Source organism: Burkholderia sp. D-99, from assembly GCF_011605345.1.
Taxonomy (GTDB): Bacteria; Pseudomonadota; Gammaproteobacteria; order Burkholderiales; family Burkholderiaceae; genus Burkholderia.
Genome location: NZ_JAAOXM010000012.1, coordinates 222,866 through 249,846, shown reverse-complemented (window position 1 = coordinate 249,846; position 26,981 = coordinate 222,866). Strand labels below are relative to the sequence as shown.

General features: G+C 68.0%; 27 protein-coding genes. 3 read left to right on the top strand and 24 right to left on the bottom strand.

What is annotated here, in order from left to right:
* Positions 1-88 precede the first annotated feature (88 nt).
* The 17 genes from HAV18_RS31985 to HAV18_RS31905 all read right to left on the bottom strand — a co-directional run bounded on the left by HAV18_RS31985 (position 89) and on the right by HAV18_RS31905 (position 17,916).
* Complete coding sequence (locus HAV18_RS31985; RefSeq protein WP_166964002.1) at positions 89-3,115, bottom strand: type III restriction-modification system endonuclease; 3,027 nt, start codon at positions 3,113-3,115, stop codon at positions 89-91.
* Positions 3,115-5,133 carry a site-specific DNA-methyltransferase gene (locus HAV18_RS31980; RefSeq protein WP_166964000.1) on the bottom strand — a complete coding sequence of 673 codons (2,019 nt, stop codon included), beginning with the start codon at positions 5,131-5,133 and terminating at the stop codon, positions 3,115-3,117. Before HAV18_RS31980 ends, HAV18_RS31985 begins: the two co-directional genes overlap by 1 nt.
* A gap of 335 nt (positions 5,134-5,468) precedes the next feature.
* Entirely contained in the window at positions 5,469-6,599 is a 1,131-nt protein-coding gene (locus HAV18_RS31975; protein WP_166963999.1) for a porin, read from the bottom strand.
* A 286-nt stretch (positions 6,600-6,885) separates the two neighbouring features.
* The gene (locus tag HAV18_RS31970; RefSeq protein WP_166963997.1) at positions 6,886-7,563 is read right to left on the bottom strand and encodes a response regulator; all 678 of its coding nucleotides are present in this window, start codon (positions 7,561-7,563) and stop codon (positions 6,886-6,888) included.
* 12 nt (positions 7,564-7,575) lie between these two features.
* Positions 7,576-8,943: a sensor histidine kinase gene (locus HAV18_RS31965; RefSeq protein WP_166964049.1), complete on the bottom strand. Its 1,368-nt coding sequence runs from the start codon at positions 8,941-8,943 to the stop codon at positions 7,576-7,578.
* Positions 8,944-9,031: 88 nt separating this feature from the next.
* The gene (locus tag HAV18_RS31960; RefSeq protein ID WP_166963995.1) at positions 9,032-9,889 is read right to left on the bottom strand and encodes an ABC transporter permease; all 858 of its coding nucleotides are present in this window, start codon (positions 9,887-9,889) and stop codon (positions 9,032-9,034) included.
* Positions 9,890-9,918: 29 nt separating this feature from the next.
* On the bottom strand, positions 9,919-10,716 hold the full coding sequence (locus HAV18_RS31955; protein WP_040142661.1) for an ABC transporter ATP-binding protein: 798 nt from the start codon (positions 10,714-10,716) through the stop codon (positions 9,919-9,921).
* A 115-nt stretch (positions 10,717-10,831) separates the two neighbouring features.
* Positions 10,832-11,836 carry an ABC transporter substrate-binding protein gene (locus HAV18_RS31950; RefSeq protein WP_166963994.1) on the bottom strand — a complete coding sequence of 335 codons (1,005 nt, stop codon included), beginning with the start codon at positions 11,834-11,836 and terminating at the stop codon, positions 10,832-10,834.
* Between the two features lie 164 nt (positions 11,837-12,000).
* On the bottom strand, positions 12,001-12,783 hold the full coding sequence (gene fliR / locus HAV18_RS31945) for a flagellar biosynthetic protein FliR (protein ID WP_166963992.1): 783 nt from the start codon (positions 12,781-12,783) through the stop codon (positions 12,001-12,003).
* Positions 12,784-12,812: 29 nt separating this feature from the next.
* Complete coding sequence (gene fliQ / locus HAV18_RS31940) at positions 12,813-13,085, bottom strand: flagellar biosynthesis protein FliQ (protein WP_166963991.1); 273 nt, start codon at positions 13,083-13,085, stop codon at positions 12,813-12,815.
* Positions 13,086-13,105: 20 nt separating this feature from the next.
* Positions 13,106-13,867 carry a flagellar type III secretion system pore protein FliP gene (fliP, locus tag HAV18_RS31935; RefSeq protein ID WP_166963989.1) on the bottom strand — a complete coding sequence of 254 codons (762 nt, stop codon included), beginning with the start codon at positions 13,865-13,867 and terminating at the stop codon, positions 13,106-13,108.
* Positions 13,868-13,903: 36 nt separating this feature from the next.
* Positions 13,904-14,461 carry a flagellar biosynthetic protein FliO gene (gene fliO, locus HAV18_RS31930; protein WP_166963987.1) on the bottom strand — a complete coding sequence of 186 codons (558 nt, stop codon included), beginning with the start codon at positions 14,459-14,461 and terminating at the stop codon, positions 13,904-13,906.
* The gene (fliN, locus tag HAV18_RS31925; protein WP_166963986.1) at positions 14,458-14,949 is read right to left on the bottom strand and encodes a flagellar motor switch protein FliN; all 492 of its coding nucleotides are present in this window, start codon (positions 14,947-14,949) and stop codon (positions 14,458-14,460) included. Before fliN ends, fliO begins: the two co-directional genes overlap by 4 nt.
* A complete protein-coding gene (fliM, locus tag HAV18_RS31920) occupies positions 14,942-15,940 on the bottom strand; it encodes a flagellar motor switch protein FliM (RefSeq protein ID WP_166963984.1) in 999 nt (332 codons plus the stop codon). The genes fliN and fliM overlap by 8 nt, the downstream gene beginning before the upstream one ends.
* Before the next feature lie 22 nt (positions 15,941-15,962).
* Positions 15,963-16,463: a flagellar basal body-associated protein FliL gene (gene fliL / locus HAV18_RS31915; protein WP_208102196.1), complete on the bottom strand. Its 501-nt coding sequence runs from the start codon at positions 16,461-16,463 to the stop codon at positions 15,963-15,965.
* Positions 16,464-16,703: 240 nt separating this feature from the next.
* Positions 16,704-17,426, bottom strand: coding sequence for an LrgB family protein (locus HAV18_RS31910; RefSeq protein WP_166963981.1), 723 nt, complete (start codon positions 17,424-17,426; stop codon positions 16,704-16,706).
* A 13-nt stretch (positions 17,427-17,439) separates the two neighbouring features.
* Entirely contained in the window at positions 17,440-17,916 is a 477-nt protein-coding gene (locus HAV18_RS31905; RefSeq protein WP_166963980.1) for a CidA/LrgA family protein, read from the bottom strand.
* A 138-nt stretch (positions 17,917-18,054) separates the two neighbouring features.
* Between HAV18_RS31905 and HAV18_RS31900 the strand changes: the two genes are divergently transcribed.
* Positions 18,055-18,981, top strand: a complete 927-nt coding sequence (locus HAV18_RS31900) for a LysR family transcriptional regulator (protein ID WP_166963978.1) — start codon at positions 18,055-18,057, stop codon at positions 18,979-18,981.
* 23 nt (positions 18,982-19,004) lie between these two features.
* Here HAV18_RS31900 and HAV18_RS31895 read toward each other — a convergent pair whose 3' ends face one another.
* From HAV18_RS31895 to HAV18_RS31880, 4 genes are all read right to left on the bottom strand, one after another.
* Entirely contained in the window at positions 19,005-19,391 is a 387-nt protein-coding gene (locus HAV18_RS31895; protein ID WP_122944031.1) for a type II toxin-antitoxin system VapC family toxin, read from the bottom strand.
* Positions 19,388-19,636, bottom strand: coding sequence for a type II toxin-antitoxin system Phd/YefM family antitoxin (locus tag HAV18_RS31890; RefSeq protein ID WP_027788747.1), 249 nt, complete (start codon positions 19,634-19,636; stop codon positions 19,388-19,390). Before HAV18_RS31890 ends, HAV18_RS31895 begins: the two co-directional genes overlap by 4 nt.
* 111 nt (positions 19,637-19,747) lie before the next feature.
* Positions 19,748-21,310, bottom strand: coding sequence for a DHA2 family efflux MFS transporter permease subunit (locus tag HAV18_RS31885; protein ID WP_166963976.1), 1,563 nt, complete (start codon positions 21,308-21,310; stop codon positions 19,748-19,750).
* Positions 21,311-21,487: 177 nt separating this feature from the next.
* Positions 21,488-21,979: a MarR family winged helix-turn-helix transcriptional regulator gene (locus HAV18_RS31880; protein ID WP_166963974.1), complete on the bottom strand. Its 492-nt coding sequence runs from the start codon at positions 21,977-21,979 to the stop codon at positions 21,488-21,490.
* A gap of 174 nt (positions 21,980-22,153) precedes the next feature.
* Here HAV18_RS31880 and HAV18_RS31875 point away from each other — a divergent pair, with 174 nt between their 5' ends.
* Positions 22,154-22,438, top strand: a complete 285-nt coding sequence (locus tag HAV18_RS31875) for a multidrug ABC transporter ATPase (RefSeq protein WP_166963973.1) — start codon at positions 22,154-22,156, stop codon at positions 22,436-22,438.
* Between the two features lie 271 nt (positions 22,439-22,709).
* Positions 22,710-24,266: an efflux transporter outer membrane subunit gene (locus tag HAV18_RS31870; protein WP_166963971.1), complete on the top strand. Its 1,557-nt coding sequence runs from the start codon at positions 22,710-22,712 to the stop codon at positions 24,264-24,266.
* Between the two features lie 22 nt (positions 24,267-24,288).
* Here HAV18_RS31870 and HAV18_RS31865 read toward each other — a convergent pair whose 3' ends face one another.
* Genes HAV18_RS31865 through gspL form a run of 3 tightly spaced genes read right to left on the bottom strand, consistent with a single transcriptional unit; the run spans position 24,289 to position 26,979 of the window.
* Positions 24,289-25,077, bottom strand: a complete 789-nt coding sequence (locus HAV18_RS31865; protein WP_166963969.1) for a type II secretion system protein N — start codon at positions 25,075-25,077, stop codon at positions 24,289-24,291.
* 31 nt (positions 25,078-25,108) lie between these two features.
* Positions 25,109-25,624: a type II secretion system protein GspM gene (gspM, locus tag HAV18_RS31860; RefSeq protein ID WP_166963967.1), complete on the bottom strand. Its 516-nt coding sequence runs from the start codon at positions 25,622-25,624 to the stop codon at positions 25,109-25,111.
* Positions 25,621-26,979, bottom strand: a complete 1,359-nt coding sequence (gspL, locus tag HAV18_RS31855) for a type II secretion system protein GspL (protein ID WP_166963965.1) — start codon at positions 26,977-26,979, stop codon at positions 25,621-25,623. Before gspL ends, gspM begins: the two co-directional genes overlap by 4 nt.
* Positions 26,980-26,981 lie beyond the last annotated feature (2 nt).

Genomic DNA, 26,981 nt, shown 5'->3' with positions numbered 1-26,981 from the left:
GAAACCGGCGCGAGGCGCGCGCATCGCAAGCACGCGCGGCCGCGTCGAAAAGCCGACAAAAAAGGGCGGCTCATCGCCGCCCTTCGTCTTACCGCCCGGTGCCCGCCAGCGGCACCGCAGGTTCGAACAGCGCGTCCGCCTGCCTGACGCGCACGAAGCGCGCCGCGCCGTCGCCGTCCACCAGCGCCCGGAAATGCGCTTCGCCGCACGCGAGCTTCGCACGCTCGTGTTCGCTCGGCACGTGGCCGTCCGCATTCGGCGTATCGACGACGAAGTACAGCCGTTCGCCGCCGTCCTGTTCCGCGAGCACGGCCCAGTCCGGGTGATAGCTGCCGAGCGGCGTCTGCACGCGGAACCATGCGGGCAGCTTCGCGTACAGCTTCACGCCGTCGTGCGCCTCGAGCGCATCGGCGAACGCGCGCTCCGCGTCCGTCTCGCACACGACCGCCTCGTGGATCGACTTTTGCGCATCGGGCCGCAGGTTGCGCAGATAACCGGTCAAGGCCTCGCTTTCGAACGATTCGAGCGCATGCACATGGCGCTCGCCGAGCTTGCGGTACGCGATGCCCGCGACGAGCGCGAGCCGCTTGCAGCGGTTGATCGCATCGGCCGCGACCGAGATGAACTGCTGCGGATTCACGCGAAAATCCTCGAGCCGGCCGCTGTCGGCCAGGATCGTCGCCAGCGACCGGCGCGTGAGCTGCGTGCGGTCCTGCAGCTCGGTGAGCAGGTCGGGCAGCGGCAGCTCGCCTTCGTCGAGCAGCACCGTGCCGGCGCCGGCCACCTCGATCGCCTCGATGCCGGCCTTGCCGATATCGATCTCGGCCTTGCGCCACTGCAGCCGTGCGCGCGCGATGTCCGGCGCGTCGTGCAGCGCGGCCGCGCAGTCGCGCACGAGCTTCGCGTTGTCGAACTCGACGCGATACACGGTGCGATGACGGATGCGATCCCACAACGCGCGGAATTCCTCGCCGAACACGACGGCCTTGCCCGACGCATCGCGCCGCAGTGCAATCGCGCGGCGCTCGTCCGCATTGCGCACGGCAAAGCGGCCCGACAGCTTGCGCAGCGTCGCGACGATCGGCGCGCGCAGCACCTCGAACGCCTCGGGCAGCACCAGCGCGCTCTGGCGCAGCGCATCCTTCAGCCGGTCGAGCACCTTGCCCTGCGCGTCGACGTAGCCCTGCTCGTGCAGGTGATTCCACAGCACGCGCGACAGCTCGACGCCGAGCGCATGCGCGGGCGCATCGCCTTCCTGCACAGGCAGCGCCGCGAACTGGTGTTCCTCGACGATCCCGAAACGGATGCCCGTATCGGCCTCGATTTCCTTCTGCAGGTTCTCCGCGAACGACTCGTAGCGCTCGGTCGCGATCACGGTCAGCGTGTTCACGCCCGCGTCGCGCACCCGTTCGCCGTCCTGGTCGACGGCGAGGCGCAGCCCGCGGCCGAGCGTCTGGCGGCGCTCGCGCTCGGTCTGGATGTCGCGCAGCGTGCAGATCTGGAACACGTTCGGGTTGTCCCAGCCTTCCTTCAGCGCCGAGTGCGAGAAGATGAACTTCAGCGGCGTGTCGAACGACAGCAGCGCTTCCTTCTCGCGCATGATGAGGCCGTACGCGCGCTCCGCGTTCTCGCGGGCCGCCGCGCTGCTCTCGCTCGTGTCGGTCCAGCCGCCCTTGCGGTCGATCGAGAAGTAGCCGTTGTGCGCGCGCCCGACTTCGAGCGCCACGTCGACGCCGTCGAACAGCGCACGATAGGCCGGCACGCGCGCCGCGCGCGCATATTCCTCTTCGAAGATCAGCGCGTAGTCGCCCTTCGCGGGCATGCCGTTCTCGTCGTAGCGGCGATAGCGCTCGACCGAATCGACGAAGAACAGCGACAGCACCTTCACGCCACGCTCCGCGAGCCGCAGCTCCTTGTCGAGATGCTCGCGGATCGTGCGGCGAATCATCTCGCGCTGCACGGCGAGCGTGTCGATGTCACCGAATGCCTCGCCGAGCGACAGGAACGCCTCGCCTTCCGGATGGCGCAGCTCGACGTATTCGGCGCCCTTCACCGCATGCACTTCGCCGATCCGCAGCCCCGCGTACAGCGCGCGCTTGGTCAGGCGTTCGAGATCGTCGCCGTCGGTGGCCGTCACGATCTGGCGCTTCACGCCGGCCGCCGTCGCGACGTCGAGCTCGACGCGCGCGCTGATCGTGCCGCGCCGGTTCGACACGCCCACGAGCCGCACGTACGGCTTGTTGTGCGCATCCTCGACGATCGCCGACGCGATCTCGATCTGCTTGACGAGCTTGCGCTCGTACGCGTCGACCGCGTCGAGCCGGTACACCATGTGGTGACGGTCGACGTGGGTGGCCGAATAGCGCAGCGTGCAGAGCGGCGCCATCGCGGCGAGCGCTTCGCGGCCACGGCCTTCGAGCCCGCCGTCGACGCTTTGCGGCTCGTCGACGATCACGATCGGCCGCGTCGCGCGGATCAGGTCGATCGGCTTCTCGCCGCCGGTCTTCTCGCTGTCCTTGTAGAGGTTGTTGATTTCCTTCTTGTTGATCGCGGCCACCGTCATCACCATGACCTGGATCGCCGCGCTCGCCGCGAAGTGGCGCACCTGGCCGAGCTTCGCGGAGTCGTACAGGAAGTAGTCGTACGGCACGCCCGCGTACAGCGCGCGGAAGTGATCCTCGGTGATGGACAGCGTCTTGTGCACGCCTTCCTTGATCGCGATCGACGGCACGACGATCACGAACTTCGTGAAGCCGTAGCGGCGGTTCAGCTCGAAGATCGTACGCAGGTATACGTAGGTCTTGCCGGTGCCGGTCTCCATCTCGACGGTGAAGTCGCGCGAGCCGGGCAGGCCGGACGGCGGCAGCCCGCCGCGCAGCTGCACGTCGGCGAGATTGCGCGCGAGCGCGTCGTCGGTCAGCGAGAGCCGGTTGCCGACGCCCTGTTCCGACACCGCGAAGCCGAGCGAGCCTTGGGCCGCGGCCGTCGTGCCGGGCGCGGCGTTCGCGAGCACGCTGAAGTCGCCGCGATACGATTCCTGGCCGCGAAACAGGTCGCAGACGGCGTCGATCGCGTCGCGCTGGTAGTCGAGATCCGCTTCGAAATGCAGCCGCATCACAGGCTCCGCACGCGCTTCACGCCGTGCTGTTCGAGCAGCGCGGCGAGATTGAGCTTCGCGACGTCGTCGACGAAGCCGCTGTCGCGGAACAGGCACGTGACGTCGTGCGTCGTGCCGGTCGCATCGAGCAGGTCGACGATGCCGTCGGCGAGCGGGCCCGCGTCGTCGCGCGCGATGCGTGCATCGAAGCACGCGACGATCGAGCGGCCGATCAGGTGCACGGCCTTGCCTGCCACCTGGTGATGCTCGACCGGCGTGCACAGGTCGAGGCCGAGCTTCAGCGTCAGTTCGGCGAGCAGGTCGTCTTCGGTGCGGCCGGTCTTCACGTGCTCGACGGACGCGAAGAGCGCATGGTCGAAATCGTCGCGGCGCGGGTCCCACTCGATCACGTTGGTCGTGTCGAGCCGGTACACGCGGAAGCCGAGGTCGCCATAGCTTTCCGGGTAATCGCGCGCGACCTGCTGCGCGGCGCGGCGCAGGCGTTCCTTGGTGACTTCGGCGAGCGTCAGCGGCTTTTTCAGCTTCGCGCAGAAATCGGCGGCCGCCAGTTGCGTCTTGTCGCGGCGGTCGAGCGCTTCGGGCAATTGCACGAGCACGTAGCGGCGAGCGCCGCCGTCGGTCGCGTTCACCTGCATCACCGCGTGGCCGGTCGAGCCGGAGCCCGCGAAGCAGTCGAGCACGATGTCGTCGCCGCGCGTGCACCAGCCGATCACGGCCGCCGCGAAATCGACCGGCTTCGGCAGGTCGAACGGGATCCCGAGCGTCTTGAGCAGCGCGTCGTCGGAGCCGGCGAACGGCAGGACCGACGGCACGTTCTCGTACATGTTCTCGTCGAGGTAGTAGATCCGCTGCGGCTGCGTGCTTTCATCCGCGCCGAATTCGATCTGGCCGCGCTCGATCAGCGCCTGCATCGTCGCGGGCGGGTTGCGCCAGCCGCGCGCCGGCATCGCGCACGGCTTGCCGGTGACCGGGTGGATCAGCGGCGTGAAATACTCTTCCGGCGCCTTCTTCTTGTTCGGCCAGGCCATCGACACGAGACGGTACACGCGGCCTTCTTCCGATAGCCGGTCGTACATCACCTCGCCGCCGGACAGATTGGTCTGCGCCTTCATCCACGCGCGATACGCCTTCTGCGCGTCCTTCGGGTTGCCGCTGCGGTACACGGCGTCGTGCGCGGCGTCGAGCATGCGCTGCGCGTTGCGCTTCGGGCGCTTGAGCGGCGCCTGTTCGAGCAGCGTCTCGGCGTTGCGCGCGAACAGCACCAGCGATTCGTGCTGGTACGCGACGCCGCGTGCGTCACCCTTCGGGTTGCGTTTGTCCCACACGGCCACGCCGAGCTCGTTCTCCTCGCCGAAGATCTCGCGCAGCATCAGCACCAGCGCATGCACTTCGTGCTCGTCGATGTGCACGGCGATCAGCCCTTCGTCGGACAGCAGCGCGTGCGCAAGCTTCAGGCGCGGATACATCATGTTCAGCCAGTCGGTGTGGAACCGGCCGTTCGCCTCGGTATTGGTGCTGCGCTTCACGCCGCCCTGGGTCTGCCCGGTCATCGCCAGGTAGTGACGGATGCTGTCGCTGAAGTCGTCCGGATAGACGAAATCGCTGCCCGTGTTGTACGGCGGGTCGATGTAGACGAGCTTCACCTTGCCCGCGTAGCTCTTGTGCAGCAGCTTCATCACGTCGAGGTTGTCGCCCTCGATCACGAGATGGCGCGTGTCGTCCCATGCGACGCTGTCGTCGGGGCAGGGCCGCAACGTGCCCGTCGACGGCGTGAGCGCAGCCTGGCGCGCGCTGCGCTTGCCATGCCAGTGGAAGCCGTAGCGTTCTTCGGCGTCGCCGACCGTGCGTTCGCCGATCAGCGCCTTCAGCACGTCGACGTCGACCGACGCGCCGCCGGGGCCTTCGGTCACGAGTTCGGGGAACAGCGCCTTCAGGCGCGCGACGTTGTCGGCGGTGAAATCCGTCGACATCGCCTGCGGGCTGGCCGCATCGAGTTTCTGCATCGTCTTTTCCATCGGAGCCCGGCCGCGCGCGCCACGACGTCGGGCGTGCTCACGGCACCGGCGGCAATGGCCGCCCGGGCAAACCCGAAACGCTATCGAGTCGGTCGGCGCAGGTCAAGCGCCGATGTGGGCCGATCGTGCGGGCATCGGCCGCGATCGCCCGCCCCACGGGCCGCAAGCGGTTTCGGGCCGGTTGTCGCATGGCCGGCCGGCGGCCGCCCGCCGGGCATCCCCGGGGCGCTCCGGAAAGGACGAAAAAAGGGCACGGTCGGCGCCAAGCGCCGGCGTGCCCGCATGGAGAATCCCGGATGGAGGGTACGGCGGGGCCCGACGGGCCCCGCTCGGGGTCAGAAACGCGTACGGATGCCCGACGTCAGTTCGAGCTGGTTCTTCGCGCCGAACGTCGACGACACCGTGTAGCCGCCATGCAGCTTCATGTAGTCGCCGGCCAGGTACACCTCGGTGCGCTTGCTCAGGTGATAGAACACCGACCCGTAGATCGTCTCCTTGAAGCCGTTGCTGACGCCGTTGGTCAGGCTGAACGCACCGAGGTTCGCGTTCGGCGTGAAGCCGTCGGAGTTGTTCGCGGCGTTCTTGATGCGCATCTGCTGGTAGCCGAGCTCGTAGTCGAGCGCGCCCTTCGGCGCGATCTTCATCGACACCGTCCACGAATCGTCGTGACGCTGGCCGAGCGGGCCCTGGTCGCCGTTGTAGCGGAAATAGCCGGCATTCAGGCGCACGATGTCGAACGTGTAGTTGCCGCCGACCGAGAACGTCTGGTTCGTGAAGCCGCCGTTGTTCACGTGGTTGTAGAAGCCCGACACGTTGAACGGCCCGCCGTTGTAGCCGAGCGCGACCTGATACGCGGAGCCGGTCGCGAACTGCGTCGAGTTGCTGAACTGGTAGCCGGCGCTCGCGAAGATGCCGTTGCTGAACAGCTTCTTCCACGCGATGCCGTTGTTGTAGCGCGTGCCGGTCGGGCCGGCCGCGTAGAAGATCATCTGCTTGAAGTTGTTCGAGTTGGTCCAGCCGCCTTCCTCGGTCGAGAGCTTCGCGGTGCCGTACGGGTCGCCGTAGATCGCCGCCGCGTCGCGCGCGATGGTGTTCTGGAAGCCGGCCGTCAGCTTGCCGAAGCGATCGTCCTCGACACCGACCCACGCATCGCGGTCGAAGATCTGGCCGCTGTCTTCCATCTGGCCGTTCGCGACCACGAATTCGCTTTCGAGGCGGAAGATGATCTTCGTGCCGCCGCCGATGTCTTCGGCGCCGCGCAGGCCCCAGCGGCTGCCGCTGAACCATGGCTCGCCTTCGTTGCCCATGCCGATCACGTGATTGCCGTTCGCGTCGGCGTGGGTCCGGTAGGTCGGAAAGCTCAGGTCCATCAGGCCGTAGAGCTGCACGCTCGACTGCGCATGCGCCTGGGTGCCGGCGCACAGGCCAGCCGCCGCGATGGAAAGGGCAAGGGTTTTTCGTTTCAAGATCGTCTCCTCCGAGCTGCCGCATTGAAATCTGGTCGTTGGCAGTACGTAATGTATGCCGACTCTTGCCGGCCACAGCGAGAGGGCCGACGCATAGCATCGTAGAGGGTGCAATCCTTCACGACGCTTTCCCGGGCGCAAGAATCGGATCGGTGAAAACACCGAACGCGCAACAATCACGAATCGGGCAGGCGCGCGAAGGCGGGCCCGCCGGGCATCCGGCTGGCGTCACATACGTTTCGTGCTACGAATCGACTGGCTGTACCTGGAGCCGGGTGAGCGAGCGTCAGTCCTGCGCGCTCTTCATGCGCAGGATGTAACCCAGCCCGCGCAGCGTGATGATCTCGGCCGTGCTGCCCGCGAGATGCTTGCGCAGCCGGTGGATGTAGATGTCGATCGCGTCGGCGCTCGGCTCGTCGTCGAGCGCGAACACGCTGTCCATCAGCCGTGCCTTCGATACCGTCTTGTTCTGCTGCAGCATCAGCGTTTCGAGGATCGCGTGCTCGCGGCGGCGCAGCGCGAGCATCGTTTCGCCGCAGCGGAATTCGCGCGTGCCGAACGCATAGACGAGATCGCCGCACACGAGCTGCGTCGTGCCGACCCCGGCCTGCCGGCGGATCAGCGCGCGAATCCGGGCGACCAGCTCGCGCGATTCGAACGGCTTCACGACGTAATCGTCGGCGCCCGCGCCGAAGCAGTCGACCTTGTCGTCGACCGAGCCGTGCGCGGTCAGCATCAGCACCGGCACGTTGTCGTTGCGGCGCCGCAGCCGCGCGAGCACTTCCTTGCCGCTGATGCCGGGCAGGCGCATGTCGAGCAGTACCGCGTCGTAGCGTTCGGTCTTCAGCACCGTGTCGGCGCGCTCGCCGTCGCCGACGGAGTCAACCGCGAAATCCTCGCCGCGCAGCAGGTTCACGATCCAGTGCGCGAGTTCGGCGTTGTCTTCGACCAGCAGGAGTTTCATGGCGACTTCTCTTCAATCGTATGCGGGCAGCCGCACGGTCACGACGATACCGCGATTGCCGGCCCCCGGCGCGAGCGACGCGCTGCCGCCGTGCGCCTGCGCGATCTCGCGGACGATCGCGAGCCCGAGGCCCGAGCCTTCGGTGTCGGCCGCCACGCGGTAGAACCGCTTGAACACGTGCGGCCGCGCTTCGGCCGGGATGCCGGGGCCGTTGTCGACCACGTCGAGCACGATCGCGTCGCCGTCACGGCGTGCGACCACCGTCACGCAGCCGCCCGGCTGCGTGTAGCGCACCGCGTTGTCGACGAGGTTCATCACCAGCGCGGTCAGCAGGCTGTCGCTGCCCGCGACGTCGAGCCGCTCGCCGAGATCGGCGCCGAGGTCGATATTGCGCCGCTGCGCGAGCACGATCGTTTCCTCGAGCACGCTCGACACCACGGCCGCGAGATCGACGCGCTGGGTCAGCAGCGTCGACGGCGTCGCCTCCGCATGCGCGAGCAGCAGCAGCTTGTCGGTCACGTCGGCCATCTTGCGGCTGCTGCGCTGCATGCTGTCGAGCACCGACGCCAGCTCCGGATCGTCGTGCCCGCGCCGCTGCGCGTACTGGATCTGCGTGTCGAGCACCGCGATCGGCGTGCGCAACTGGTGCGCGGCATCCGCGATGAAACGGCGCTGCGTGGCCGTGTGCATGTTCAGGCGCGCGATGCACTGGTTGATCGCATCGACGATCGGCCGCAGTTCGTTCTGCAGCCGCTCGGGGCGGATCGGCTCCAGCTCCATCGGCCCGCGGTCGGCCACGTCGTCCTTCAGCTTCAGCAGCGGACGCATCTCGAAGGTGAGGCCGAGGTACACGAGTCCCATCGCGAGCATCAGCATCAGCGACAGGCGCACGAGCTGCGGCCGCCAGATCGTCGCGACCATCGCGCGGTGCGAGCGCGTCGTCTTCGCGACGACCACCGTGACCGTCTCGACCCGTCCCTCGTCGTAAAGCTGGCGATCGTAGGCCACCGCGCGCAGCGGCACGCCATCGAGCGACGCGTCGTACAGCGTCGGCTCGACGCCGTGCCGCGCGGGCACGTCGAGCGCCGGCGTGCCCGCGAGCAGGCGGTCGTGCCCGTCGATCACCTTGTAGAACACCGAATCGCCCGACGGCGATTCGAAGATCTCCAGCGCGGCCGGCGGCACGTCGGCGACCGGCAGCCCGTTGCGCCATTCGATGTCCTCACCGATCGTGCGCGCGGACGCGACGAGCGCGCTGTCCTGCACGAGCGCGGCCGTGGTCCGCGCGGTGTCGTACGACATCGCGCCGGCGATCAGCATGAACACCGCGAGCGGCAGCAGCAGCCACCACAGCAATCGCCCGCGCAGGCTGTGCGCCATCCTGTTGCGCTCCTTCTCCGAAATGCCGAACCGCGCCGGGAGCGCCGGCGCGGTCGGAAGTGTCATGTCAGGCGTCCGTCTGCGGCGTTCAGAACGCCGCGGGGCGCCACTTCAGCAGTCGCTTCTCGAGCCAGGTCAGCAGGTAGTCGGCGGCCAGCGCGACCACCGCCAGCACGATCATCGCCGCGAACACGCCGCTCGCGTTGAACGCGCCCTGGGCGGTGGAGATTAGCAAACCGATGCCCTGCTTGGAACCCAGGAATTCGCCGACGACCGCGCCGACCAGCGCGAAACCGAAGCTCACGTGCAGGCTCGCGAGAATCCACGAGAGCGCGGACGGGATCACGACCGACGTGGTGATCTGCCGGCGCGATGCGCCGAGGATCTGCGCGTTCGCGATCAGGTAGCGGTCGGCTTCGCGCACGCCCTGGAACGCGTTGCCGAACACGACGAAGAACACCATCACGACGGCCAGCGCGATCTTCGACGCCATCCCGAGGCCGAGCGCGATCACGAAGATCGAGCCGAGCACGACGCGCGGAATCGAGTTCGCGATCTGGATGTACAGGCCGAACACGTCGGACATCAGCTTGTTGCGGCCGAGCACGATCCCGCAGATCACGCCGGCCACCGAGCCGATCAGGAAGCCGATCGTGGTTTCCTCGAGCGTCACCCACACCTGCGTGAGCAGCGGCCCTTGCGACGTGCCGTTGACGATCCAGTCCTGGATCTGCGCGAAGATCAGCGTCGGCTGCGAGAAGAAGAACGGGTCGATCCACTTGAGCCGCGCGGCGAGTTCCCAGCCGCCGAGCACGACGACGAGCACGGCGATCCGCAGGCCGATGATCAGTTGCCGGCGGCGGCGCAGCCGGGTTTGCGCGGCGCGCGACTCATCGTCGAGCGACTTCGCCGGAATGGCGGTGGGGGGAAGCGTCATGTCGGTCATGCTCCTGTCCTATCCTGTCCTTGCTGCCGTCAGCCGATCTGCACTTCTTCGCGCAGGTCGTGCCAGATGTCCTTGGAAATTTCGATGAAGCGCGCGTCGTAGCGGATCTCCGACGTGACGCGCGGGCGCGGCAGGTCGATCTCGTACACGCGCTTGAGCGTCGCGGGGCGCGCGGTCAGCACGAACACGCGGTCGGCGAGTGCGATCGCCTCCTCGAGATCGTGCGTGACGAACACGACCGAGCCCTTGTTCGCGGACCAGAGCTGCAGCAACTCGTCCTGCATCAGCGTGCGCGTCTGCATGTCGAGCGCGGAGAACGGCTCGTCCATCAGCAGGATTTCCGGCTGGTTGATGAAGGTCTGCGCAAGCGCGACGCGCTTCCGCATCCCGCCGGAGAGCTGATGCGGGTAGTGCTTCGTGAACTTGTCGAGGCCGACCTTGCGGATCCACTCCTCGGCCTGCGCATACGCGACGTCCTTCGAGCGGCCGCGAAACAGCGGGCCCGCCGCGACGTTGTCGATCACGTTGCGCCACGGGAACACGGCGTCGGCCTGGAACACGAAGCCGATGCGCGGATCGATCCCGTCGACCGGGCGTCCCATCACGCGCACTTCGCCCGACACGGGCTTGAGCAGCCCGGTGATCAGGTTCAGCGTCGTCGACTTGCCGCAACCGGTCGGCCCGACGATCGCGATGAACTCGCCGCGCGCGACGCTCATGCTGAAGTCGCGCAGCGCGACGGTGGCCTTGCCTTCCGGCGAAATGAAGCGGCACGACACGTTGCGAAACTCGATCGCCGGTGTGCTCGGGGAGACTGCCTGGTTCATCGCATTCGTCCTGCGGGTGAGGAGGGCGTCGCATCGTGGCGACGCCGGGCCGGTCAACCGGGCCGGAACGGGGAACGCACGGCGGCGGGATCGCCGCGGCCGGCGCCGCAACTCGTTACTTCGCGTTCACGAAATCGTTCGTGAAGGTGCGCGCCAGGTCGATATGCTTGCCCTTCACCGACGGGTTGAACGCCGACAACACCTTCAGCACGGTGGCCGGGCCGTCGGCCGGCATCTTGCCGTCGGCCGTGTACATCGGCAGCGATGCCTTCAGCGCGGTCAAGTACAGCGCCTTGTCCTTCTGGTAGTCGGCCGGCATCTTCGCGGCGATGTCCTCGGCGCTGTGCGTATGGATGAACTGCATCGTCTTCGCGAACGCGTGCGCGAGCTTGGTCGCTTCCGCCTTGTGCGAATCGGCCCAGGCCGACTGCACGTACAGGCTCGCGGCCGGGTAGGTGCCGCCGAGCGCCGCGCGCGTGCCGTCGACGGTACGCATGTCGACCAGCACCTTCGCGTCGCCCATCTTCTCGAGCGCGGAGACCGTCGGCTCGGTCGTCATCCCGGCATCGATGCGGCCCTGCTTGATCGCGGCGATGAAGCTCGCGTCGGCGCCGACCGGCAGCATCGTGTACTGCGTCGACGGCACGCCGTGCGCCAGCGCGAGGTATTGCGTGAGGAAGCTGGTGGACGAACCGAGGCCCGTCACGCCGAGCGTCTTGCCCTTCGCGTCGGCCATCGACTTGAAGGTCGGCGCGGCCTTGGTCGACACCATCTCGACTTCGCCCGGCACCTGGCCGAACACGGCGATCGCCTTCACGTCCTTGCCCTTGCTCTGCAGGTCGATCGTGTGGTCGTAGAAGCCGACGACGCCCTGCACGGCGCCCGCGAGCAGCTCGTTCTCCGCGTCGACGCCGGCCGGCTGCGACAGCAGTTCGACGTCGAGCCCTTCGGCCTTGAAGTAACCGAGTTCCTGCGTGAGCCGCGCGGGCAGGTAGATCAGCTTCGCGATCCCGCCGACCATGATCGTGATCTTGCCGCCGTCGTCGGCGAACGCGGGGTGAGCGGCGAGCGCGCAGCTCAGGCTGGCTGCCACGGCGAGGGTGCGCAGGATGGGTCGCATCGGGTCGTCTCCGTTCGTTGTATTCGTCTGGCGCGATGCTTGCTGCATCGTCACGACGAGTATAGGGAGGCGAAACCTTCCGCTACCTTTCGCGGGCGGGCGATTCCTTTAGGGGTTTTCCAGCAACGGGGGGCGGAACGGACGGGCAAAGGGGCGGGATGCGCTCACCGCCAGCCGATCAACACCCGCCCCATCGCATCGACCCCCATGTCGAACAGGTGCGACACGAACGGCACGAGGTTCGGGATCATCAGTTGCACGAGCAACAGCCCGACGAGCATCGTGACGGGAAAGCCGACCTGGAACACGCCGATCTGCGGTGCCGCGCGGTTCAGGATGCCGAGCGCGAGGTTCGCGATCAGCAGCGCCGCGACCACCGGCAGCGCGAGCAGCAGCCCCATCTCGAACACCGTCGCGCCGAATGCCGCGAGCGTACGCCAGCCGGGCGCGTGCAGCAGGTCGGCCGACACCGGCAGCGACTGGAACGATGCAGCGAGCGCGGCGAACACCTGCAGGTGGCCGTCCATCGCGAGGAACGCGAGCATCGCGACCGCGTTCAGGAAGCGGCCCATCACGGGCGTCGCGCCGCTCGTGTGCGGATCGAAGAAGGTGGCGAAGCCGAGCCCCATCGACAGCCCGATGAAGTCGCCGGCCGCCTCGACGGCCGCGAACACGATCTGCATCGTGAAGCCCATCGCGACGCCGATCAGGAACTGCGTGACGAGGATCCAGATGCCCTGCGCGGAGAACATGGTGACGTCCGGCATCGCGCCGAGCGTCGGCGCGACGACCAGCGCCATGAACGCGGCGAGGCCGATCTTCACGCGCATGGGCACCGACGCGTGACCCACGACGGGCGCGGTCGCGACGAGCGCGAGCATCCGCACGAACGGCCACAGGAACGCCGTGAGCCAGCCGTTGAGCTGCGCGTAGGTAACCGAGAACATCGCGGCCGGATCGTGCGCGTGCGCGCGGTTCAGCCGACGCCGAGCGTCGCGACGTGCAGCAGCGTCTGCCGCAGGTAGTCGAGCATCGTCGTCATCATCCACGGGCCGGCGATCACGAGCGTCGCGGCGACCGCGAGCAGCTTCGGGATGAACGACAGCGTCGCCTCGTTGATCTGCGTCGCGGCCTGGAACAGGCTCACGACGAGGCCGACCACGAGCGCGACCAGCAGCAGCGGGGCCGACAGCAGCAGGCCGACCATCATGGCCTGGTGCGCGAGGGTCATCACCTGTTCGGGCGTCATCGTGCGTTGTCCTCCGCGGCTTACGTGAAGCTCTGCGCGAGCGAGCCGATCAGCAGCTGCCAGCCGTCGACCAGCACGAACAGCATCAGCTTGAACGGCAGCGACACGGTGGACGGCGACACCATCATCATCCCCATCGACATCAGCACGCTCGCGACGACCATGTCGATGATCAGGAACGGGATGAAGACCGTGAAGCCGATCTGGAAGCCGGTCTTCAGCTCGCTCGTGACGAACGCAGGCACCAGCAGCGACAGCGGCACGTCCTCGGGGCCCTGCATCGGCGCGGCCTTCGAGATCTTCGCGAACAGCGCGAGATCGGTTTCGCGGGTCTGCTTCAGCATGAAGGTCTTGAACGGCGCGATGCCGCGCTGCACGGCCTGCTCCATCGGCATCGTGCCGTCGGAGAACGGCTTGTAGCCGTCGTTGTAGGCCCGGTCGAGCACCGGCGACATCACGAAGAAGGTGAGGAACATCGCGAGGCCGACGAGCACCTGGTTCGGCGGCGTCGTCGAGGTGCCGAGCGCCTGGCGCAGCAGCGACAGCACGATGATGATGCGCGTGAAGCTCGTCATCATCAGCATCATCGCCGGCAGGAACGACAGCATCGTGAGCAGCAGCATCGTCTGCACGCTCAGCGAATAGGTGGTGCCGCCGTGCGGGCCCGGGCTCGCGTTGAACGCGGGCAGGCCGTTCGCCTGCGCGCACGCGAGCGCGGGGGCGAGGCAGAGGATCAGCACGGGCGCGAAGCGCGCCGCGCGATGCAGGAATGCGTGTTTCATCGGAATGCGGGGTCGGAAAGAGGGCGCGGCGCCATGTCAGCGGTCCTTGCCGCGACCGAGGCGCTTCGCGGCTTCGCCCGCGAGCGCGTCGCGAAACCGCGAGCCGAACGTGCCGGGCAGGCCGCCTTCGGACGGCGCGGCGCCGGCGGGTGCACCGGCCGAGGCTGTCGTCGCGGTAGCCGCTGCCGAACCGGCCGGCAGCGTATGCAGCAATCGCACGTTGCCCGGCGCGACGCCGAGCACGAGCCAGGTGTCGCCGATCTCGACGATCGTCGCGCTTTCCTTGGCGCCGACCGCGACGCTCGACACGACCGTCAGCGGGCCGCCGCGGCGCACGTGCTGGAAGCCGAAGCGGCGCGCGAGCCACGCGCACGCGAACACGAGACCGATCACGACCGCGAGCCCGACGAGTGTCTGCAGCACCGCGCCGATGCCGAGCGACGGCGCGGCCGAGCCGACCGTCACGCTCGACGCGATCGCCCCGGCGTTGTTCACCGCGTTCATGTCGGCGGCGAAGGCCGGCGCGCATGCGAGCGACGCGGCGACGGCAAGCGCCGCCGCGATCGCACGGCGGCCGGGCGTCGCGAAACTCATCGATTCAGCTTCCGGATGCGTTCGGCCGGTGTGATGATGTCGGTCAGGCGGATGCCGAACTTGTCGTTGACGACCACGACCTCGCCCTGCGCGATCAGGCAGCCGTTCACGAGCACGTCCATCGGCTCGCCGGCCATGCCGTCCAGCTCGACCACCGAACCCTGCGCGAGCTGCAGCAGGTTGCGGATCGCGATCTTCGTGCGGCCGAGCTCCACGGTCATCTTGACCGGGATGTCGAGAATCATCTCGATGTCGTTGTGCGTCGAGCTCGCCGCGGCCTTCGACAGCGGCTGGAACACGCCGGCGCCCGTCGCGCCCGGCTGCACCGGCTGCTCGTTCTGCTCGGCGAGCGCGGCCGCCCAGTCGTCCATGCCCGGATCTTCTTCCGCCGCGGCCGGTGCCGCCTGCGCGGCGGCAGCCGATGCCGCGAGGGCCGCGTCGGCCATCGCTTGTGCGTCGTCCTCGGGCGTCTGGTTCAGCTCACTCATATCCACCTTCCTTCATCGAATCGCCCGCGCTGATCATCTTCTGCACGCGCAACGCATATTGACCATTGAAAATTCCGTAGCCGCATTCCATCACCGGCACGCCGTCGACCTTCGCGGTGATCGTGTCGTCAATCTCCAGCGGCAGCACGTCGCCCGCGCGCAGGTTCAGGATCTTCTCGAAGTTCGACGAGATCTCGGCGAGATTCGCGGTCAGCTCGACCTCGGCGGCCTGCACCTGCTGCGACAGCACGCGCACCCAGCGGCGGTCGACTTCGAGCGCCTCGCCCTGGATCGGCGACGCGAGCACGTCGCGGATCGGCTCGACCATCGAATACGGCATGCAGATGTGCAGCGTGCCGCCCGTCGGCCCGAACTCGATCGAGAACTGCGTGACGATGACGATCTCGTTCGGCGTCGCGACGTTCGCGAACTGCGTGTGCATTTCCGAGCGCACGAATTCGAACTGCAGCGGCCGCACGCTTTTCCACGCGGTCGTGTAGTGCTCGAACACGAGGTTCAGCAGCTTGCCGATGATCCGCTGCTCGGTGGCCGTGAAGTCGCGGCCCTCGACGCGCGTGTGAAAGCGCCCGTCGCCGCCGAACAGGTTGTCGACGACGAAGAACACGAGGTTCGGGTCGAACACGAACAGCGACGTGCCGCGCAGCGGCTTCACGTGCACCAGGTTCAGGTTCGTCGGGATCGGCAGGTTGCGGGTGAACTCGCTGTACTTCTGCACCTTCACCTGGCTGACGGAGATTTCCGCCGTGCGCCGCATGAAGTTGAAGATGCCGATCCGCAAGAGGCGCGCAAAGCGGTCGTTGATGATCTCGAGGCCGGGCATCCGGCCGCGGACGATCCGCTCCTGCGTCGCGATGTTGTAGGGACGGACGCCCGATGTGTCGCGCTGCTCGTCGACTGCATCGGTTTCGCCGGTGACGCCCTTGAGGAGGGCATCGACCTCCTCCTGGGACATGAACTCCTGGTGGCCCATACGCGCTCCTTTCGCGGCCGCGTTACTGGACGACGAACTCGGTGAACAACACGTCGTCGACCTTCGCGCGCTGGTTGCCCGGCTGCGTCGGCTGCTCGATCAGCTCCCGCAGTTCCTTCGCGAGCGAACGTTTGCCGTCCGGCGTCGCGAGATCCTCGGGATGCTTGTTCGACAGCGCGAGCAGGATCCGGCTGCGGATCTCCGGCATCCGCGCGGTCAGTTGCTCCTGCGCCTTCGCGTCGGTGAGCTTCAGCGACAGGCCGACGCGCAGGTAGTGCTGCGCGCCGTCGTCGGACTGCAGGTTCACGGTCAGCGGGTCGAGCGGGAAGAACACCGGCGCGGCGAGCGGCGCCGGCTCGGCGGGCGCGCTCGCATGGCCGACGCCTTCCTTGCTCAGGAACACGTACATGCCGCCGGCGGCGGCGGCGGCCGCACCCAGCGCGATGACGGCGATGAGTGCGATGCGCTTGAACTTGCCGGACGAAGCCGGCTTGTCGGCGGTCGGGTTTGCGGTCGTGGCCATGTGAATGCGTGCGTGATGTCTCGTAGCATGCATTGTTCGGCATCCGGGCCGGGCCCGATGGGCGGAAAAGAGGGGGGATTTGCGGCTATCTCAGCCGATTGTCGGCCGGGCGTCGGCTCGATGCAGGGTAGGAACGGCGGGGGAAAGCAACCGGGGCCGGGGCGGCAAGCCGGCGCTCCGTCAGGCGGGAAAGGCGAGGCGCGGTGGGGAGGGCGGGCCGTGGCGCCCGCCCGAACATCGTCAGATCGGCAACAACGACAGCAGCGGTGCGATCAGCACCATCGCGACACCCGCGATCATCATCGTCAGGCTCGACACGACGCCTTCCTCGCTGCCGATCTCGCGCGCCTTCGCGGTGCCCACGCCGTGGGCGGCCGCGCCGAACAATGCGCCGCGCGCGAGCCGCGTGCGCATCGGCACCAGCGCGAGCACGATCTCGCCGAGCAGCATCCCGCAGATGCCGGTCGCGATCACGAAGAGCGCGGTGAGGTCCTTCGGCGCATGGATCTTGTCGGATACGGCGAGCGCGAACGGGGTTGATACCGAGCGTGTCATCAGCGAGCGCTGCAGCTCGGGCGACAGGTGCAGCAGCTTCGCGAGCAGCAGCGAGCCGCACACGCCCGCGCCGATCCCGACCGCGACGCCGACCGACAGCGACAGCCAGTGGCGGCGGATCAGGTCGCGATAGTCGTAGATCGGCACCGCGAACGCGATCGTCGCCGGGCCGAGCAGCCACATCAGCCAGCGCGTGTCGCGGAAGTAGACCGAATACGGGGTGCCGGTCAGCAGCACGAGCAGCACCAGTACGCCCGGCACGAACACGAGCGGCGAGAACAGCAGCGTCTTCTTGTACGCGTAGAGCCGCTTCGACGCGAAATAAAGCGCGACCGTCAGCACGAAGCAGCCGACGGAGATCGCGGTATTCACCTGGTCGGCGGACAGGCTCGACAGCAACGGAAACATCGCAGGCTCCGGCTCAGTGGGCGGACACGGTGGCAAGGCGCGCGCGGCGGCGTTCGGCGAACACGCGCTGCGCGGCGAGCCGGCGCTCGAGCTTCGCGGCGAGGTCGACCGCGACGGCCACCGCGACCATCACGAACGCGGTGCCGGCGAGCATCACCAGCGCGATGCGCCAGCCGTCCTCGCGGAACAGCCCGCCGTACTGCACGGCCGCGACGGCGGCCGGCACGAAGAACAGCAGCATGTCGGACAGCAGCCAGTTCGCGCCGTCCTTCACCCACGCGGGCGCGACGCGGCCGGAGAACAACAGCACGAGGAGCACCGCGAGGCCGATCACGCCGGACGGAATCGGCAGCCCGACCTTGCGCACGACCCAGTCGACCGCCATCCACAGTACGCCGAGCGCGGCGGCCTGCAGCACGATCCGGCCCGTGTGCGCGAGGCTGCCCGAAGCGGCGGGGCGGTCGGCGAGTGCGGCGGTCGGCTTGGTCATGGCGGGCTCCATACGGATATTGCGTCGATGGTGTGAGTATAGGGTTTCCCCTAACCATAAATAAAATGACTTGTCTCTATCCTTGTCATTCCAATTCGGAATTCGTTTTGATTGCTGCACCAACTTGGGGAGTCATCGATGGAATTGCGCGCGTTGCGGTACTTCGTCGAGGTGGTTCGCCAGCAGAGCTTCACGGCGGCCGCCGACAAGCTGTTCGTGACCCAGCCGACCATCAGCAAGATGGTGAAGGCGCTCGAGGACGAGATCGGTTCGCCGCTGCTGTTGCGCGACGGCCGGCAGATGGTGCTGACCGACGCGGGGCGGATCGTGTTCCAGCGCGGCCAGGACGTGCTCGCCGCGCAGGCGCAGCTGCAGTCGGAGCTGAACGATCTCGGCACGCTCGGGCGCGGCGAGCTGACGATCGGCATCCCGCCGCTCGGCGGCTCGCTGTTCACGCCGATCATCGCCGCGTACAAGCAGCGCTACCCGAACATCGAGCTGAAGCTGTTCGAGCAGGGCGCACGGATGATCGAGGCCGCGCTGACCTCGGGTGAGCTGGAGCTCGGCGGGCTGCTGGAGCCGGTCGATCCCGGCACCTTCGAGCGGCTGCCGATGGTGCGCGCGCCGTTGTGGCTCGTCGCGCCGCGCGAGTCGCGCTGGGAGGATCACGCGGCCGTGCCGCTCGCGGATCTCGCGCGCGAGTCGTTCGTGTTCTACGCGGAAAGCCTCGCGCTGCACGACGCGGTGCTGGACGCGTGCCGGCAGGTCGGCTTCACGCCGTCGATCGTGAGCCGCAGCGGCCACTGGGATTTCATGGCCGCGCTCGTGCATGCGGGGGTCGGCATCGCGCTGCTGCCGGAGCCGTATTGCCGGCGGCTCGACGCGGGCCAGTTCACGTGCCGGCCGATCGTCGAGCCGGAAATCACGTGGGCGATCGCGCTCGGCTGGCTGAAGAAGGGGTATCTGTCGCACGCGGCGCGCGCGTGGCTCGACGTCGCGCGGGCGACGCTGCCGATCGCGCCCGGCGACGATCTGGCGTTCGGCGGGTTGCGGGCGAGGGAGTGACGGCCGGGCGATGCCCGGCGCAATCAGACGTGCTTGATCGGCCCCGGATAGCGGGCGACGGTATGGTCGTGCGTGAGCAGCGTAATGCCTTCCGAGATCGCCTGCGCGACCAGGAGACGGTCAAACGGATCGCGATGGATCGACGGCAGTTGTTCGACCGCAAGTGCGTGCGCGCTCGTGATCGGCAATTCCACATAGCCGACATCGAGGAGATTGCGGCGAAGCACGTTTGGGTCCACCTGGAAATCGTCGCGATCCAGTCCGCGCTTGATGACGATCTCCCACAGGCTCGCAACGCTGAAAAGCGGGGTGCAGGCGGGATCCTCGATGAGCGCACTGGCGCGGGCGGGCAGCTCGGCCGCACCGGCTGCCGCCCAAAGAAGCAGGTGTGTGTCGAGCAGCAACTTCATGCGTCACCCTCGAACAGCTTGCCGATTTCGTCGCTCCCCATCGTGTCGAAATCGTCCGGAACACGGATCTGCCCCTTCATGAAGCCGATCCGGCTCGGCCGGACAGGATCCGGCGTATCGATCGGAACCACCTTGACGAGCGGCTTGCCCGCTTTCGCGATCACGAACGGTTCGCCGGCATGAACGGCTTCATCGATCAAACGCGACAGGTTCGTCTTTGCGTCGTGCATGTTGTAGGTATGCATCGCATTCTCCAATTGAACTAAGTTCAAATATTTTGTTAGCTTAGTTCAATTGAGAAAAGCAAGCAAGGCCAGCCCCTCCACCGAGTGTGCCAGCCCACAGTCCTGCCGATTTCAGTGCCCCATCGCCGGCCCCGCCCCCTTCCTCGGCTTCGTGATCCACACGAGCGCCGCGAGCGCGCCGAACATGAACGCCGACAGCAGGAAGAAGTCGTTGGTCGCCATCATGAAGCCCTGCTGCGTGACGAGCTGGTTGAGCTGCGCGTTGGCCGTCTGGCCGACGATGCCGAGCTGCGAGAGCGCGCCCTGGTAGTCGGTCGTGCTCTGCGCATACACGCTCACCGATTCCGACAGCCGCGCGTGGTGGTAGATCGCGTCGTTCTCCCAGAAGGTCGAGCTGGCCGCGGTGCCGATCGCGCCCGACAGCGTGCGCAGGAAGTTCGACAGCCCCGACGCGCTCGCGAGCCGCTCGTCGGGGATGCTCGACAGCGTGATCGTCGTCATCGGCACGAAGAAGCACGCCACGCCGATCCCCTGCACGAGACGCGGCAGGATCACATGGTTGAACGGCACGTCGAGCGTAAACGTCGAGTTCCAGATCGACACGCCGGCGAACACGATGAACGCGAAGCTCGCGACCATCCGCAGGTCGAGCCGGTGCATGTTGCGGCCGATCAGCGGTGACAGCACGAGCGCGAGCAGCCCGACCGGCGCGGTCGCGAGGCCGGCCTTGCCCGCCGTGTAGCCCATCACCGTCTGCAGCCATAGCGGGAAGATCACGACCGAGCCGAAGAACGCCATGAAGCCGAACGAGATGATCATCGCGCCGAGCGCGAAGTTGCGGTCCTTGAAGAGCGACAGGTCGACCACCGGCTCCTTCTCGGTCGCCTCCCACACGAGCATGAACGCGAGCGACACGACCGCGATCAGCGCGAGCGCGGCGATGAACGACGAATTGAACCAGTCGCGGTCCTTGCCGAGGTCGAGCATCATCTGCAGGCACGACACGCCGATCACGAGCAGCGCGAGGCCGATCGCGTCGATCCGCTGCTTCGACGTCTTCGTTTCGCGGCCGCGCAGCAGGAAATACGCGCAGACTGCCGAAAATATCCCGATCGGCAGGTTGATGTAGAAGATCCACGGCCACGTGTAGTTGTCGCTGATCCAGCCGCCCAGCAGCGGGCCGAAGATAGGCGCGACGATCACCGTCATCGCCCATAGCCCGAGCGCGAGCCCGCGCTTCGCGGGCGGGTAGCTGCGCATCAGGATCGTCTGCGACAGCGGCACCATCGGCCCCGACACGAGGCCCTGCAGCAGCCGGAATGCGATCAGCGTCTCGAAGTTGGTCGCGAGGCCGCACAGCGCCGACGCGACCGTGAACGCAAGCACCGACAGCGTGAACAGGCGCACCTCGCCGACCCGCCGCGCGAGCCAGCCGGTGAGCGGCACCGCGATCGCGGACGCGACCGAGTAGGACGAGATCACCCAGGTGCCTTCGCTCGTCGCGACGCCGAGGCTGCCCGAGATGGTCGGCACCGCGACGTTCGCGATCGACGTGTCGAGCACTTCCATGAAGGTGCCGAGCGCAAGCCCGACAGTGAGCAGCGCGAGTGCGCCGCCGGTGAGCGGCGCGGGTTGAGCGGCGGGGGAGGCGGCGGATGCCGTGGTGGCGGACATCGGAATCTCCTAGACGCGGCGCGCGAGACGCGCCGGCACAACGCACGGGTGTGCGCCGCAGCGCAGCCCGGCCGGGTGGAATGGATAAAGGGAAAAGGGGAGCGCGTGCCCTGTCATCTTCTGCCCAGACAGATAAATAAGCGAATGCTTAACCTAGACATGGGGCCTCCGCGCATATCAGCAGTCCGCTTCGTCGTCGGGTTTCGGGCAACCGGTCGTGCCGGGCCCGTTGGCGATGAAGCGCTGCAGCAGGCCGATGAGCGTCGCAAGCTCGTCGGCCGAGAAACCGTCGAGCTGCGCGTTGAGCGCGGTCGCGATCAGCGACGGCAGCGCGCGGGCGGCTTCGGCGCCGCGCTCGGTCAGCGTCAGCTCGATCATCCGGCGGTCCTGCTCGCTGCGCGAGCGGGCAATCAGCCCTTTGCGTTCGAGCCGGTCCAGCATCCGGGTCATCGACCCGCTGTCGTACGACATCTTGCGGGACAGCTCGAACGGCGTACGCGCATAACCGCGCGACAGCAGCAGGATCACGCCGACCTGCTGTGCCGTGAGGTCGAGCGGCTCGAGCGCACGGTCCATCCGCTCGACGAGCGCCTGCTTCGCCTTCGACAGGTAATAGCCGAGGCTCGTTTCCAGCGCGATGTTCTCGGGATCGTAGAGGCCGCCGGTCATGCGATTGCGCACACAGCAATAGTGCGTTTCGGATTTAAACGCGCCCAGTATCTTGAAAATTGATTGCTTAGTCAATATTATTTGAGACTACCAGTTACGACGTGCATATTGCACTGCCGGAGACGATGTTCTGACCGATTCGCCCGCGCTGCCGGGCACCCGAGGATGTTCGCGATGCTGTTCCTGAAAAATGCCGCCGGCGCGCTGCGCCGCAACCTGACCGATACCGCTCACCATGTGTTTTCCGGGCCGCACCGCGGCTGGAAGATCGCGCTGTACGTGACGATGCTGGTGGTGCCCGGTGGCTCGCTCGCGGCACTCGGGCTCGCCTGGTTCGATCATCGCCGGCAGCGCAACGCGAAAGACGGTGCGCGCCGCACGGGCCAGCCGGCCGCGACGGAGCCGTCGACATGGCGGTCCGCCGCCGAACCGCTCCCGCTGCCCGCGCGCTGCCACTGACGGCGCGCCTTCCCCGCCTTCCTGACTGTTCCGACCAAGCCCTCCGGCCGCGCCCCGCACGGCCGGCGTCGCACGCCCACCTTTCCGCCAGCGAGCCGTAATGGCCGGTAAACCGGCCGCTCGCGCCGGTAACACATTCCTGTCGCCGCGCACCGTACCCTTGGGGCTGCGCAGCTTCCCCGCCGTCAGTTACCATTTGTCCGCCAGCGGCACGACGACCGCATCGCGCGACGCCGCTCGCCAGACCTCGCGCCCAGACAGGAAAATCACCATGCCGTACGCCTCCCTCCCGCGCGCCCTTCGCCCGCTGAGCGCCGCCGTCGCCGTCGCGACGGCCGTGCTGCTCGCCGGCTGCGCCGTCGGGCCCGACTATCATCGGCCCGACACGTCGATCCCCGCCGCGTACAAGGAAGCGCCGGCCGGCTGGAAGGTCGCGCAACCCGCCGACCGCACCGATCGCGGCCCGTGGTGGACGGTCTACAACGATCCGCAGCTCGATGCGCTGATCGGCAAGCTCAACGCCTCGAACCAGACCATCGCGCAATCGGCGGCCGCATACCGGCAGGCGCGTGCGCTCGTTACCGAGGCACGTGCCGCGTATTTCCCGACTGTCGGCTTCACGGGTTCGGCCACGCGCTCGCGCTCCGCGGTGTCGTCGGCGGCCGCCAGCAGCGGCATCAATAGCGGCCCGATCAGCACGAACTACAACATCGGCCTCGACGCGTCGTGGGAACCCGACCTGTGGGGCAAGGTGAGCCGGACCGTCAGCGCGCAGCGCGCCGGCGAAGCGGCCGCCGCGGCCGATCTCGCGAACGCGCGGCTGTCGCAGCAGGCGCTGCTCGCGCAAACCTATTTCCAGCTGCGCACGTCCGATGCGCTGCAGAAGCTGCTCGACGACACCGTGAAGTCGTACCAGCAGTCGCTGACGCTCACGCAGAACCAGTACGCGCAGGGCGTCGCCGCGCGCGCGGACGTGATCCAGGCGCAGACGCAACTGCAGAGCGCGCATGCGTCCGCGATCGACAATGGCGTCGCACGCGCGCAGTACGAGCATGCGATCGCGACGTTGATCGGCGAACCGGCGTCGACCTTCTCGCTGCCGCCGAATCCGCTCGCGGCCGAGCCGCCGATCACGCCGGTCGACGTGCCGTCCGCAATCCTCGAACGCCGGCCCGACATCGCGGCGGCCGAACGGCGTGCGGCGTCCGCAAACGAGCAGATCGGCGTCGCGATCTCGGCGTTCTTCCCAACCCTCACGCTGTCTGCCACGGGTGGCTTCCAGAGCTCGGTGTGGTCGCAGCTGTTCACGCTGCCGGCGCGTTTCTGGACGGTCGGCCCGCAGCTCGCGGCCACGCTGTTCGACGCAGGGTTGCGCGCCGCGCAGACCGACGCCGCGCGTGCGACCTACGACCAGGACGTCGCCGCGTACCGCCTCGCGGTACTCACCGCGTTCCAGGACGTCGAGGACAACCTCGCGTCGCAACGCATCCTCGCGCAGGAAATCGACGTGCAGCGGCAGGCCGTCGACAGCGCCGAGCACGCGCTCGCGATCGTCACGAACCAGTACAAGGCCGGCACGGTCGCCTACCTGAACGTGCTGACCGCGCAGACCACCGCGTTCACCGCGCAGCAGAAACTCTCGACGATCGCCGGACAGCGGATGGTGTCGTCGGTCGGGCTCGTGAAGGCGCTCGGCGGCGGCTGGAATGTCTCGGAGATGGCGCGCGAGAACGGCGACATGGCGGCGCCGGCACCTGTGCCGGCGTCCGGTGCGGCCGCGCCGGCGGCCACCGCACCGTCGGTCGCCACACCGCTCGCGCAGAAGTAGGAAGGGCGGGGCGACGCGCGCGTCAGCGCTGCGCGTCGCCGAAGATCAGCGAAACCTCGTTGTTCCCGATCGGGTGGCCGAGCAGGTTCAGGAGCCCCGCGAGGTTCGCCTGCTGCTCGGGCGCCGAATGCGCGGTGCCGCGGAACGATCCCTGGCTGGGGCCGAAGTTGCCGTGGCCGTCGAGAAACAACGGGCCCTGCGTGGTCGACAGGTCGAGATCGGCGCCGGCCCCCTTCGCCTGCAACACCGCGCGGTACGAACCGAGCGGCTTCACGCGCGAGACACGCGAACTCATCGAATCGATCGTCACCGTCAGCTGGCCGAACGCGTTGTTGCCGATCAGGCGCCAGTCGCTCCAGCCGAGCCGCACGTCGCCTTGCAGGTCGAGCGTGTTGAACGGCGTGCCGAGCCCCGCGAGCAGCGACGCGGGCACGGCCATCGTGCCCGCCGACAACACCGCGCCGCGCCACGTCGCATCGAGCGTGACCGCATCCGGCATCGCTTCGGTCTGCCGCATGCGCATCCGCACGCGCCCGGTCAGGAGCGGCCAGAAGCCCGTGGTCCATTCGACCCGGCCCGGCAGCAGCGTCGCCGCGCTCTGGTCGGCCCCCGGCGCGAGCATCAGCGTGCCCGAACCGTGCCATAACGATCCATCCGGATCGACGAGATTCACATGCCCGCCGGTCGCGCGCGCGAACTGCGGCGCGATCCACGCGGCCGGCGCGAGCGCGACGAGCGTCACCGCCGTCGCCAGTCCGCCCGCCAGTACCCACGGCAATGCGGTGGCGAGCCGCTTCATCCCCGGCCTCATCGGCCGACCGCCACTTGCGTCATCCACTGCGTCATTTCTGCGTTGACGGTTGCATCACGGCCGTCAGGTCGACCTGGCCGTCGTCCTTCAGCGCAGTTGCATGCGCCTCGCCGACCTGCACCTTGAACTGCCGGCGCGCATCGTCGAGCCACTGCGTCCACGCCGGGAACGACACGTTCTTCATCTGGACCTGCACGCCGTTGCCGACGATCTGTACCTGCGCACCCTGCATTCCGTGATCGGACAGCGACGCGGTCAGCGCGTCCTTCAGTGCGAGGCCGGTCGGCGCCACGCCCTGCGCGGCGACCGTCAGCGACTTCGCCTCGTTCGCCTGCGCGGTCATCTGCGCAAGCTCGAGGCGCATCGTCGGCAGTTCGCGCTGGATCCGCGCGCGGCCTTCCTGCGCGGGCGACCACAGCACCGAATATGCGATCGCGACCGCCAGCACGGCGCTGCCCCAGCCGAGCAGCATTTTTTCGCGTGGCGAGCGCTCGCCCCAGAACTGGGCCAGCGTCTGGTTCAGCTGGTTGAGTTGTTCCGTTTTCATGAGCGGCTCCGGATCGTCCATTTGCCCGTGTTGCTGTCGACTTCGCCGGACAGTCCGTTACGCGCGAGGCGCTGCGTGAAATCGGGATCGACCTTGACCTCCGGCTTGAAGGCGACGTCGAGCCGCCGGTCGTGATAGTCGAGCGACGCGATGCCGTTCAGCGGCAGCGCGCCCATCGAACGCGACAGCCCGCTCGACAGCGCGAGGAAATCGTTCGGCGACAGCTCGCCGGCCGCCAGGCGCAACTGGTCGAGCTGGCGCTGCATCTGCGCGGGCGGATCGAGCACCGTCGTCGTCTTCGGGAACGCGGACAGCAGCGTCTCGGTGATCTGCGCCGACAGCGCATCGCGCTCGCGCGACAGCTTCCACCAGTGCAGGTTCATCCCGATCACCGCCACGCCGAGCGTCACCGCGGCGAGTGCGAGCGGCACGCGCAGGCGCTTCACCGTCGCGCGGTCGAAGCGCCACGGCTGCGATTCGAATTCGAACTGGCACAGGTCGAACTTCTCGGTCAGCGCGCGCCGCGCGAACGCGTCGAACGACAGCGGCACGGCACCCGGCAGCAGCGGGCCGTCGGCGCGGCCGACCGACGCGAGCCGCGGCTCCGCGCCCGGTTCGCCGAGTTCGTACAGCTCGACGTCGCCACCGCCCGCGAGCGCAGCCAGCGTGCCGGCCGCGCGCGACGCGGGTGCCGCGAAGCCTTCGCCGAGCGCACCGCGCGCGACCGCGAGTTCGAGGCGCGGCGCACCGGCCGCCGCCGGCAGCGCGCCGGCCTCGACGAGCACCGGTTCGACCGATGCCGCGAGGCCGAGTACCGCGGCCACCGTCGTCGGGCGGGCCGGCGGCGCGTCGACGGCGTCCGCGGCAACCGCGGCCGCATCGACCTCGGTGTCGGCCGGCGCGGCGCTTGCGTGCGGCGCCGGCAGGCAGCGGGTCGCGGGCACCGCGCTCAGGTGCCGGTGGCCGGCCGCCGTGAACGCCTCGCAGATCGTGCGGAACCACGCGCGATCGACGACGGCCAGCACGCGGCGCCCGTCGGGCAGCGCGTCCGGATCGAGCGCGATATGACAGCCGAGCGGATCCTGGATCAGCTGATCCTCGACGATGTTGGGCAGCGCCTGGCGCAGCTTCGGTCCCTTGAGCGGCGGCACGGTCGCGGCCAGCAGCAGCACGTCGCGCGCGGCGACGATCAGCACCGTCGCATTCGCGCGCGGCAGCAGCGCGAGCGCGGCGCGGCCGGCGCGCTGCACATGGCCGGCCTTGTCGACGAGCGTGAACGGCAGCTCGGGCCACTGCCATTCCTGCAACGGCACGGCAGGCTCGCGCGGCGGCAAAGAAACAATCAACGTGCTCACAA